Origin of the sequence: Pseudomonas sp. TWI929, from assembly GCF_039673335.1 — a bacterium.
Classification (GTDB): domain Bacteria; phylum Pseudomonadota; class Gammaproteobacteria; order Pseudomonadales; family Pseudomonadaceae; genus Aquipseudomonas.
The window spans coordinates 1-10,851 of the sequence record NZ_JBDJLK010000126.1 but is presented as its reverse complement, the minus strand read 5'-3'; the positions used below and the strand labels follow the sequence as shown (position 1 = coordinate 10,851).

9 protein-coding genes and 1 tRNA gene are annotated in these 10,851 nt (G+C 60.5%); 7 read left to right on the top strand and 3 right to left on the bottom strand.

Translation table 11 applies throughout. The features are described from left to right. Positions 1-126: 126 nt before the first annotated feature. A complete protein-coding gene (locus ABE456_RS27040) occupies positions 127-1,743 on the bottom strand; it encodes an inorganic phosphate transporter (protein ID WP_346646655.1) in 1,617 nt (538 codons plus the stop codon). Positions 1,744-1,871: 128 nt separating this feature from the next. On the opposite strand from ABE456_RS27040, the gene ABE456_RS27035 reads away from it, so the two are divergent. The 7 genes from ABE456_RS27035 to ABE456_RS27005 all read left to right on the top strand — a co-directional run bounded on the left by ABE456_RS27035 (position 1,872) and on the right by ABE456_RS27005 (position 6,674). Then, positions 1,872-2,258, top strand: coding sequence for a DUF488 family protein (locus ABE456_RS27035; RefSeq protein WP_346646654.1), 387 nt, complete (start codon positions 1,872-1,874; stop codon positions 2,256-2,258). 210 nt (positions 2,259-2,468) lie between these two features. Continuing rightward, the gene (locus ABE456_RS27030) at positions 2,469-2,900 is read left to right on the top strand and encodes a GNAT family N-acetyltransferase (RefSeq protein ID WP_346646653.1); all 432 of its coding nucleotides are present in this window, start codon (positions 2,469-2,471) and stop codon (positions 2,898-2,900) included. 119 nt (positions 2,901-3,019) lie between these two features. Further along, positions 3,020-3,409, top strand: a complete 390-nt coding sequence (locus ABE456_RS27025) for a helix-turn-helix domain-containing protein (RefSeq protein ID WP_346646652.1) — start codon at positions 3,020-3,022, stop codon at positions 3,407-3,409. A gap of 63 nt (positions 3,410-3,472) precedes the next feature. After that, entirely contained in the window at positions 3,473-4,111 is a 639-nt protein-coding gene (gene uvrY, locus ABE456_RS27020) for a UvrY/SirA/GacA family response regulator transcription factor (RefSeq protein WP_346646651.1), read from the top strand. Positions 4,112-4,117: 6 nt separating this feature from the next. Beyond that, positions 4,118-5,941: an excinuclease ABC subunit UvrC gene (uvrC, locus tag ABE456_RS27015; protein WP_346646650.1), complete on the top strand. Its 1,824-nt coding sequence runs from the start codon at positions 4,118-4,120 to the stop codon at positions 5,939-5,941. A 33-nt stretch (positions 5,942-5,974) separates the two neighbouring features. Beyond that, positions 5,975-6,535, top strand: a complete 561-nt coding sequence (pgsA, locus tag ABE456_RS27010; RefSeq protein ID WP_346646649.1) for a CDP-diacylglycerol--glycerol-3-phosphate 3-phosphatidyltransferase — start codon at positions 5,975-5,977, stop codon at positions 6,533-6,535. 63 nt (positions 6,536-6,598) lie between these two features. Further along, positions 6,599-6,674, top strand: a tRNA-Gly gene (locus tag ABE456_RS27005). A gap of 222 nt (positions 6,675-6,896) precedes the next feature. Here the strand turns inward: ABE456_RS27005 and ABE456_RS27000 are convergent. Both ABE456_RS27000 and ABE456_RS26995 read right to left on the bottom strand, forming a co-directional pair. Then, positions 6,897-8,486, bottom strand: a complete 1,590-nt coding sequence (locus ABE456_RS27000) for a PAS domain-containing methyl-accepting chemotaxis protein (protein ID WP_346646648.1) — start codon at positions 8,484-8,486, stop codon at positions 6,897-6,899. A 37-nt stretch (positions 8,487-8,523) separates the two neighbouring features. Continuing rightward, a partial coding sequence (locus ABE456_RS26995) for an EAL domain-containing protein (protein WP_346646647.1) occupies positions 8,524-10,851 on the bottom strand: 2,328 nt, incomplete at its 5' end.

Sequence of the window (10,851 nt, the reverse complement as noted above, 5' to 3'; positions counted from 1 at the left end):
GCCTTGTGTCGCGAAAGGGCTGCAAAGGCAGCCCCGGCAATATATGCGTTACCGCTGGAATCCCGGGGCCGCTTTGCGGCCCTTTCGCGACACAAGGCCGCTCCTACAGGGGGCGTATCCAGCTTGTTAGAAAATCTGGCTCAGCAGCCAGTACAGGCTCCCGGCCAGGAGCATTGCCGCTGGCAAGGTCAGTACCCAGGCCATCAGCAAATTGACCAGCGTGCGCTTCTGAATCCCCGACCCATTGGCCACCATGGTCCCGGCGACGCCGGAACTCAGCACATGGGTAGTCGATACCGGCAAGCCGAACATGTCCGCCGCGCCAATGGTGCACATCGCCACCACTTCGGCCGAAGCACCCTGGGCGTAGCTAAGGTGGGTCTTGCCAATCTTTTCACCCACCGTGACCACGATGCGCCGCCAGCCGACCATGGTCCCCAGCCCCAGCGCAATGGCCACGACCACCTTCACCCACAACGGAATGTAGCGGGTAGCGTCGTCCAGTTGGGTCTTGAACAGCTGCAGATGGCTACGGGTGTCGGCATCGAACGCCACCAGCTGTTTCTTCTCCATCAGGCGGATGGCTTCGCTGGTCAGGTACATGTCATTGCGCACGTTGGCCATGGCTTCGGCCGGTACGCGCTTGAGCGAACCGTAGCCTTTGACCTGGTCGCCGATCATCCCGGTCAGCGCCGCCAATGCGGGTACCAGTTGCGGGCTGGCCTTGGGTTCGGCGATGAACAGCGTCAGCACCTGGCGCGGGTCGGCCGGAGCTGCTTGCGGGTCGCTGCGTACCAGCGCTTGGCGGGTTAACTCGGCGACGGCGGAAAACTGCAGGGCCTGCTCGTTGGGCATGGTCTTGTTCAGCGCATAGGCCATCGGCAGGGTGCCGACCAGGATCAGCATGATCAGGCCCATGCCTTTCTGGCCGTCGTTGGAGCCGTGGGCGAATGACACCCCGGTGCAGGTCAGGATCAGCACGCCGCGGATCCACCACGGCGGTGGCGTGCGGCCTTCTGGCGCCTGGTACAGCTCTTTGCGCTTGACCAGCGCACGCAGTGCCAGCAGCAACAGGGCGGCGCAGGCAAAGCCGATCAATGGCGAGAACAGCAGGGCATAGCCAACCTTGCTGGCCTGAGCCCAGTCCACGCCGCTGGTGCCGTCGCGCCCGTGCATCAGCGCATTGGCCACGCCCACGCCGATTATCGAACCGATCAAAGTGTGCGAAGACGACGCTGGCAGGCCCAGCCACCAGGTGCCGAGGTTCCAGATGATGGCTGCCAGCAGCAGGGCGAAGACCATGGCAAAACCGGCTGAGGAACCGACCTGCAGAATCAACTCCACCGGCAGCAGGGCGATGATGCCGAACGCCACTGCGCCGCTGGAAAGCAGCACCCCCAGGAAGTTGCACAGCCCGGACCACACCACCGCCACCGGTGCTGGCAACGAGTGGGTATAGATGACCGTGGCTACCGCGTTGGCGGTGTCATGGAAGCCATTGACGAACTCGAAGCCCAAGGCAATCAGCAGCGCCAGGCCCAGCAGCAGGAATGGCGTGACCGTGGTGATCACCGTGCCGCTGGCGGTCACATCCTGCTTGAGGCTCCAGGCGGTGTAGGCAATACCGGCCAACAGCAGGCCGAAGAACAACACCAGGGTGGCACGCCCGGGCTTGTGGGCTAGCTGCGGGCGGGAATCGCGTTGGGCCAGTTGCGGCTGGCTGGCCAGTGACGGGGTTGCCATGGGGGCTCCGGTTGGCGTTGGGCGAAGGTGCCGAAGGCCTTGAGCATAGAAACAATTCGTAACCCGACCGTGACCTCGATCAATGAATTATCTAGGCTCAAGACGGACGGTAAGGGCAGGAGAAACCCATGATTCGCTGCAAGCGTGTCTACGATACGGTTGAGGAAGAAGATGGCCAGCGCGTGCTGGTCGACCGCTTGTGGCCACGTAACAAACGCAAGGAAGACCTGCATGGGCAGTGGTTGCGCGAAGTGGCACCTTCAGATCAATTGCGCAAGGCGTTTCACCAGGGTGAGGTGGATTTTGCCGGTTTTACCCAGCGCTACCAGCAAGAGCTGGCAGCCCACCCGGAGCATTGGTACCCACTGCTGGATATGGCAGGGAAGGGAACGCTGACATTGCTTTATGCTGGCAAGGACACCGAGCACAACAATGCCCGGGTGCTGGCCGATTGGCTGGAAGATGAGCTGGACAGGCGTGGGCCTGGTAGTTCGCCCGTGTGTTATGCCCGATGAGCGATAATGATTGCACCTGGCACACGGTAATTGCACACATTCATCTGGACCGTGCTGACCGTTGTGGGAGCGGCCTTGTGTCGCGATAGGGCCGCACAGCGGCCCCAGCAATATTTGCATCAAGGCAAAAATCCTGGGGCTGCTTTGCAGCCCAATCGCGACACAAGGCCGCTCCCACAAAGGTCCCTGCGCCCGAGAGCCGAAATAGCCATGCCCCTACAGCTAACCCCCGCCACCGCCAGCCACTGCACCTTCGCCCGCGACCTCACCCGCCGCGCCATGCTGCCGTACTACCGCGAATATGACCTGCTGTGGATCGAGGAGGCGTTTGACGAAGCCTGGGGTTGGCGCGAGCAGTGGCTGGTGACTGAAGGCGACACCCTGCTGGGTTTCTGCAGCCTCAGCCAGGACCGCCAGGCATTGTTCATCCGCGAACTGCACCTGCTACCCGAACACCGTGGTCGTGGCGTCGGTAGCTGGGTGCTGGAACAGTTGGCGCTATGGGCCAGGCAGCGTCGCTTGCCGCTGCTGCGGCTGATGGTGTTTCGCAGCAACCCGGCGCTGCTGCTGTACCAGCGCCATGGCTTTGTCGAGATGGGTGAGGACGATTGCTTTGTGCGCATGCAGCGCACAATCGACTAATGGCGCAATGATGGCTTGTCGTCATCGAAGAGCATGGGCATAGTGAACTCAGGCATTCACGGCTGCTTGCAAACGGGCAGGCCACGCATGATTGAGATCAAGGATTGAGGAGGGACCCCATGAATGGAATCGGGCCGCGGCTGCGGGAAGAGCGAGAGCGGCTGGGCATGACCCAGCGCGTGTTTGGCGATATCGGTGGGGTCGAACCCAACGCCCAGGGTAAGTACGAAAGCGGCGAACGCACGCCACGGGTCGATTACCTGGCGGCCTTGGCGGCAAGGGGCGTGGATGCGTTGTACGTGCTCAGTGGCCTGCGTACCCCCGCGTCGCTCGAAGGCCTGAGCACGGATGAGTCCGGTTTGCTGGCGGCTTTCCGGCAGTTGTCGTGCGACGATCAGGCGGCGCTCTGGCACCTGCTGGGGCGTTTGACCAAACTGGATAAACCCCGGCAAACAGTGAGGTCTCTCACAGTTGAGCGTAAGGCGTTTCTGACGGAAGTAATGCGTTAGGCCCGCTTTGAAAAATTTTGTTAAGGTGGCGGGATCCAATCGCCCTGCTGACGAGGTGTGTGCTTGATTAGGGTCTTAGTGGTCGACGATCACGATCTGGTACGAACCGGTATTACACGCATGCTGGCCGACATCGATGGCCTGCAGGTGGTGGGTGAGGGTGATTCGGGTGAGTCGGCACTCAAGCTGGCCCGTGAGCTGAAGCCGGATGTGGTGCTGATGGACGTGAAAATGCCCGGCATCGGCGGCCTGGAAGCCACCCGCAAACTGCTGCGCAGCCACCCGGACATCAAGGTGGTTGCGGTGACCGTGTGTGAGGAAGACCCATTCCCGACGCGCCTGCTGCAGGCCGGCGCCGCTGGTTACCTGACCAAGGGTGCAGGCCTTGATGAAATGGTCCAGGCCATCCGCCTGGCCTTTGCCGGCCAGCGCTACATCAGCCCGCAGATTGCCCAGCAGCTGGCGCTGAAGCCCTACCAGCCCCAGGGTTCGCCGTTCGACGCGCTGTCTGAACGGGAAATCCAGATTGCCCTGATGATTGTTGGTTGCCAGAAAGTGCAGATCATCTCCGACAAGTTGTGCCTCTCGCCCAAGACCGTCAATACTTACCGTTATCGGATCTTTGAAAAACTCTCGGTCACCAGCGACGTCGAACTGACCTTGCTGGCCGTTCGCCACGGTATGGTCGACGCAAGCCTGTAAAACCTCATGTCCCAAGTTTTTGATGCCAGCGCCTTTCTGGCCACCTGTAGCGGTCGCCCGGGCGTTTACCGGATGTTCGATGGCGAAGCCCGTCTGCTTTACGTAGGCAAGGCCAAGAACCTGAAGAAGCGCCTGGCCAGCTATTTCCGCAAGACCGGCCTGGCGCCCAAGACCGCTGCGCTGGTGGCGCGCATCGCCCAGGTCGAAACCACCATCACCGCCAACGAAACCGAGGCGTTGCTGCTGGAGCAGAACCTGATCAAGGAATGGCGGCCGCCGTACAACATCCTGCTGCGCGACGACAAATCCTACCCCTACGTGTTCCTGTCCGACGGCGAGTTCCCGCGGTTGGGCATTCACCGTGGGGCGAAAAAGGCCAAGGGCCGTTACTTCGGCCCATACCCCAGCGCCGGAGCCATCCGCGAAAGCCTCAGCCTGCTGCAAAAGGCCTTTTCGGTGCGCCAGTGCGAAGACAGCTACTACGCCAACCGCACCCGGCCATGCCTGCAGTACCAGATCAAGCGCTGCAAAGGCCCCTGCACCGGCCTGGTGACAGCCGAGGAATACGCCGAGGATGTGCGCCACTCGGTGATGTTCCTTGAAGGCCGCAGCCAGCAGTTGGGCAACGAGCTGAATGCCGAGATGGAAAAGGCGGCCATGGCCCTCAATTTCGAGAAGGCCGCCGAACTGCGTGACCAGATCGCCCTGTTGCGCCGTGTGCAGGACCAGCAGTACATCGAAGGCGGCAGCGGCGACGTCGATGTCATCGCTGCCTTCGTCAACCCCGGTGGCGCTTGCGTGCACCTGATCAGCGTGCGCGGCGGGCGGGTGCTGGGCAGCAAGAACTTCTTCCCTCAGGTAGGCATCGAGGAGGAGGTGGCCGAGGTCATGGCTGCGTTCCTGTCGCAGTACTACCTGGGCAACGCAGAGCGCGAATTGCCCGGTGAGCTGATCGTCAACGTGGTTCACGAAGACTTCGACGCCATCACCGAGGCGCTGCATACGCTGCGCGGCCGCGAGCTGAGCATCAGCCACCGGGTGCGTGGCACCCGCGCCCGCTGGCAGCAGTTGGCAGTGACCAACGCCGAGCAGGCGCTGAATGCCCGCCTGGCCAACCGCCAACACATGGCTGCACGTTTCGAGGCCCTGGCCGAAGTGCTGGGCCTGGATGAAGTACCACAACGCCTGGAGTGCTACGACATCAGCCATTCCAGCGGCGAAGCCACCGTGGCCAGTTGCGTGGTGTTCGGCCCTGAAGGCCCGCTGAAGTCCGATTACCGTCGCTTCAATATCGAAGGCGTAACGGCTGGCGACGACTATGCGGCCATGCACCAGGCCCTGACCCGTCGCTACGGGCGCATCAAGGACGGCGAGGGCAAGCTGCCAGACGTGCTGCTGGTGGACGGCGGCAAGGGCCAGCTGAACATGGCCCGCGACGTGATGCAGGAGCTGGGCTTTACCGACCTGACACTGCTCGGCGTGGCCAAGGGGGTAACCCGCAAGGCCGGTTTCGAAACCCTGTACCTGAACGACGTGCACCACGAATTTACCCTCAAGGGTGATTCTGCGGCGCTGCACCTGATCCAGCAGATCCGTGACGAAGCCCACCGCTTTGCCATCACCGGCCACCGTGCCCGCCGCGGCAAGGCCCGCCGGGTGTCCAGCCTGGAAGATGTAGCCGGGGTAGGGCCGAAACGCCGCCGCGACCTGCTGAAACATTTCGGCGGCCTGCAAGAGCTCAACCGCGCCAGTATCGATGAAATCGCCAAAGCCCCCGGCATCAGTAAAAAGCTTGCCGAATCAATTTATGCCAGCCTGCATAGCGAGTAGAATGCCGGGCTCAACTTGCGGCCAGTCGTACCGATGAATATTCCAAACTTGCTCACCGTTCTACGCGTCCTGCTCATTCCGATCTTCATCCTGCTGTTCTATGTGCCCTATCACTGGAGCTACATGGCCGCCAGCAGCGTGTTTGCCGTTGCCGCCGCCACTGACTGGCTGGATGGCTACCTGGCGCGTCGCCTGCAGCAGAGCACCCCGTTTGGCGCCTTCCTCGACCCGGTGGCCGACAAGCTGATGGTGGCCGTGGCTTTGGTGCTGCTGGTACAGGTGCACGCCAACTTCTGGCTGACCCTGCCGGCGGCGGTGATCATCGGCCGCGAGATCGTCGTTTCGGCGCTGCGCGAGTGGATGGCCGAACTGGGTGCGCGTGCGCACGTGGCGGTGTCCAACCTCGGCAAGTGGAAGACTGCGGCGCAGATGCTGGCGCTGGTGATCCTGCTGGCCAACCCGCCGGTGGTGAGCTTCTGGGTGGTACTGGGCTATGGCCTGCTACTGGTGGCGGCTGCCCTGACCCTTTGGTCGATGGTGCACTACCTGGTGGCCGCCTGGCCGCACCTGCGCGAAGGTTCGGAACAAAAATAAAAGTTTTTTGAATCAAGGGGTTGACGCGGTTTTAGAAATCGCTAGAATGGCACCCATCACGACGCGGGAATAGCTCAGTTGGTAGAGCACGACCTTGCCAAGGTCGGGGTCGCGAGTTCGAGTCTCGTTTCCCGCTCCAAATTCGATCCTTAGTGCGTCGCTGGGATCAAAAAGAAGAGGCCTAAGGGCCTCTTTTTTTGTGCCTGGAATTTACCCCTCACCATTTTTGCCCCGGCTCAAGCTGGCGCCCCGGCAAGGCCGCTCTTACAGGTCGAAGTTATCCTGCATAGCTGAGGAACGGCAACTCGGCATGCTGCAACGTGCGTGACAAGTAAGCATCGGTGCTCTTCCACCACACCCGTCACTCAATACGTTGGCGCCCCCAAAGTTGCGCCGACAGCAGTTGCAGGCGCTCGGCCAGATTGGCGACATGGGCAGCAGTTGAGCGACTCTGCTTGCTGGCAAGCACACTTTTCTGGGTGGTTTGGCTGATTTGCTCCAGGTTGCACTGGATGCTGTCACCCACCGCACTCTGCTCCTCCACTGCAGCAGCGATTTGCACACTCATACCGCTTATCTCATCGACTCGCTGGGTAATTCCATCCAGCGCCTGGGCGGCTAACAGTGCCTGTTCAACACTGACTTCGGCCTTGCTGTGGCTACGCTGCATCGCAAGCACGGCATCACCCGTGGAGCGCCGCAAGGTATCGATGGTGCCCTGGATGTGCGCGGTAGATTGCTGGGTACGCGAAGCCAGCCCGCGCACCTCATCGGCGACCACGGCGAAACCGCGCCCGGCCTCGCCGGCGCGAGCGGCCTCGATGGCGGCGTTGAGGGCAAGCAGGTTGGTCTGTTCGGCGATGCTTTGAATGACCTCGAGTACGCGGTCAATTTCATTTCCATGCTGTTCCAGTTGATGAATCACCGCGCTGGTGTGCTGCACCTCGCTGGCGAGACTATCTATATGCTGGCGCGTTTGCTCAACCAGTTGATGGCCGCGGTCGGATGCCTGATTAGCCAGGTTCGCGGCGCTGGCGGTGAGCTGAGCGTTGCGCGCAACTTCCTGCACACTGCTGGCCATCTGGGTTACTGCGCTGGCTACTTGTGCAGTTTCCCCCTGCTGCTGCAGGGTCGCACAATTGTTGTTGTCCACTGCAGATACAAGTTCTTCGGCTTCCTTGCTCAACTGACGGGACGAATCGGCAATGCGTCCGACAATTGCCCTTGTCTCGGCTTCGAGCATTTGCAGGGCGAAATCAATTTGTCCAAACTGGTCGCGGCGGCCACTGTACAGTACCTGGCTTAGTGGGTTATCGGCGATATTCCTGGCTTTGCGGGCAAGGGCGTCGAGGGGGCGCAGGCTATAGCGCAACATGCCACCGAGCAGCACACTCAATAGCAGCATAGTGAGCGCGGCGTAGCTCCAGGATAACGCGCCCGCCAACCCTAAAGCAGTAAAGCCAAGCAGGTTAATGCCCGTGCTGGCAAGTGCCAGGCGCATGCCGACAGACAGCCGTGAGCTACGCAGGCAGTTGGTTTTTTTACCACTGCGCAACTGTGCATAGAGATGTTCAGCGGCCTCCACCAGTGCTTTTGCTGGGAGCGTGCGAACCGATTGGTATTCTACGGTTTCACCATTGCGCTGCATTGGCGTAGCGTAGGCGCTGACCCAATAGTGGTCACCATTCTTGCAGCGATTTTTTACCAGCCCCATCCACGAGCGCCCACCCTTGAGTGTTTGCCATAGGTGCGCAAAGGCTTCTGGCGGCATGTCCGGGTGACGCACGATGTTGTGATTGACGCCGAGCAATTCGGCCTCACTGAACCCGCTGATGTTGATGAAGTCCGGGTTGACGTAAGTGATGGCACCCTTGGGGTTGGTTGTTGAAAGAATGTTCGCATTGGCGCTGAACTCGACGGCACGACCACTGACTGGAAGATTGGTTTTCATTGTTGTTCTCCTGAACTGATGGGTACGCGCGGCGTAACTACCTCACCTCGTAACAACCTTCTCCGCTGAGCAAGCGGTGTATCTGGGCGGCTGGTTGTGGCCGGCTGAACCAGTAACCTTGGGCGTAGTGGCAGCCTTCACCCACCACAAATTCGAGTTGTGCCGAACTCTCGATGCCTTCGGCCACTACTTCCAGGTCAAGGCTACGGCCGAGGCTGATGATCGCTTGGCTAATTGCGCTCTGTTTGTTTTCGTAGGGAATGCCGTTGATGAAGCTTTTATCCAGTTTGAGGATGTGCAGCGGGAAGCGCGTGAGGTAACCGAGCGAGGAGTAACCCGTGCCAAAATCGTCCAGCGCCAACAGCACACCAAGGCTGGTCAATTCATTCAGACAGGCCAATGTGCCCATGTCGTCATGCATCAGTTGGCTCTCGGTTATCTCCAGGATCAGGCTGGCTGGAGGCAGGCCACTTTCTTGCAGGATGTCGATTAGCCGGGGGGTGAAGTCGGTTTGCTGCAATTGGGTGCTGGAAATGTTCACCGAGCAGCGCAGGCGGTCGTTTCCGGCCAGTTGCCAGAGCCGGGTTTGCTGGCAGGCCTGGCGCAATACCCATTCACCGACGCGGATGATTTCCCCCGACTCCTCCAGCGCAGGGATGAACTCCAGTGGTGAGATCAGGCGTTCACCATGGCGCCAGCGTAACAGCGCTTCAACCCCCGTCACCAAGGGCACTCCTTGGTCAAGGCGATAAATCGGTTGGTAGTACAGTTCGAATTCATTCTGTTGCAGCGCCTGGCCTAGCGCGGACTCCAGTTCCAGATGCTGCTGAGCAGTGTCTTGCAACGCTTCGTCGTAATGGGCGAACCGCGCCTTGCCGGCTGACTTGGCTCTGTAGAGGGCAAGGTCGGCGGCCTGCAGGACATCCAGCGCTTTGCCATGATCGTGCAATGGGGCGATGCCGATGCTGGCACTGACCACCAGGGTACGGCCGTCCATGTGCAGCGGTTGATGCAGGTTGTCGAGGATGCGTTGGGAGATCTGCTCGGCGTCGCGGTTGCAGGTGAGGTCATGAAGCAGCACGATGAATTCGTCTCCGCCGAAGCGGAACAACTGATCAGTGGGGCGCAGAGAGTCTTTCAAGCGCAATGCCACTTCCACCAGCACGCGATCACCAACGTTGTGACCGAGGCTGTCATTGATCAACTTGAAACGGTCGAGGTCGATAAACAGCAGCGCCTCGTAGTCACCGCCCTTGCGCTGCTTCATGAAGGTTTTCTGCATTTGCTCATCAAGCCGCATGCGGTTTGCCAGGCCGGTCAACGGGTCATGCTGGGCGCTATGCTTGAGGCGCTGCTCGGCATCCTTGCGTGCACTGATATCAGTCTGTGAGCCAGCCATGCGCAACTCACCGGGTGTCGTCACTTCGGCGACCCCGCGCACGAGCACCCAAGTATATTCACCGTTGTTCTGGCGGATGCGGTACTCATGGTGAACAGACGATGTCTGCCCTTGCAAGTGAGCATCGATGGCATGGCGGAAGTCCGGCAGGTCGTCCGGGTGCACGCGACCGAACCAACTGAAGCTGCTCTCGCCGATGCTATCGCGGCTGAGGCCGAGCATGCTGGCCCAGCGCTCTGAAACGTAAAGCCGGTCCTGGTCGACATGCCAATCCCACAGCCCGTCGTTGGCACCGCGTAGCGCACGGGCGAAGCGTGCCTCACTGTCCTCCAGCGCCTTGTGCTGGGCCGCACTGTACGTATCGATGGCCAGCGTCATGTCGAAGAACACTACCTTCAACAGGCTTGCATAGAGCGTGGCATCCGCGCTGTCGCCGAACACGCTTTCAAGCATGGTGTCGAGGTACAGGCGGTAACTGCCGAGGTACCATTTCAATTCCAGGCCGATTTGTTGGTGGATCACACCGATGCGCAGGCGACCGTTGACGTAGCTGTTATCGTAGGGGCCGCCCCACAGGCACTGGTAATACTCAGCCTGGCTCTGCTTCAGGCGGGCGGTGACCTCCGGTGCGCGAAGTAACGCAGAGGGCGTGGAGAATTGCGCCAGGTGACGGTACAAATGATCGACGAAAGCCTGCTGGGCTGGGGCCATGTGCTGAGCTGCTGCGCCCAGTAGCTCGGCATCTTCGGCACTCCAGTCGAGAAAGCGAAAGCGTTCGACAATCTCCGCGTGGTCGAGACGGATACGCCTCAGTAACTCTTCCAGATCTTTTGTCACCTTCATTGACATCCCCCGGTGTTGGTGAAGATTCCTTTCTGCTGGGAAAAAAAAGCGGCGGTGGACACATCTCTGTTTAAATACATTTTGCGCATGCGCGTGTGGTTTTATTGGCGAAATGCTGCTTGT

What these genes read in the sequence shown, in the direction of transcription:
- ABE456_RS27040 (WP_346646655.1), bottom strand. Translation starts at nt 1,743, where the DNA reads ATGGCAACCCCGTCACTGGCCAGCCAGCCGCAACTGGCCCAACGCGAT.
- ABE456_RS27035 (WP_346646654.1), top strand. Translation starts at nt 1,872, where the DNA reads ATGATTCGCTGCAAGCGTGTCTACGATACGGTTGAGGAAGAAGATGGC.
- ABE456_RS27030 (WP_346646653.1), top strand. Translation starts at nt 2,469, where the DNA reads ATGCCCCTACAGCTAACCCCCGCCACCGCCAGCCACTGCACCTTCGCC.
- ABE456_RS27025 (WP_346646652.1), top strand. Translation starts at nt 3,020, where the DNA reads ATGAATGGAATCGGGCCGCGGCTGCGGGAAGAGCGAGAGCGGCTGGGC.
- uvrC (WP_346646650.1), top strand. Translation starts at nt 4,118, where the DNA reads ATGTCCCAAGTTTTTGATGCCAGCGCCTTTCTGGCCACCTGTAGCGGT.
- pgsA (WP_346646649.1), top strand. Translation starts at nt 5,975, where the DNA reads ATGAATATTCCAAACTTGCTCACCGTTCTACGCGTCCTGCTCATTCCG.
- ABE456_RS27000 (WP_346646648.1), bottom strand. Translation starts at nt 8,486, where the DNA reads ATGAAAACCAATCTTCCAGTCAGTGGTCGTGCCGTCGAGTTCAGCGCC.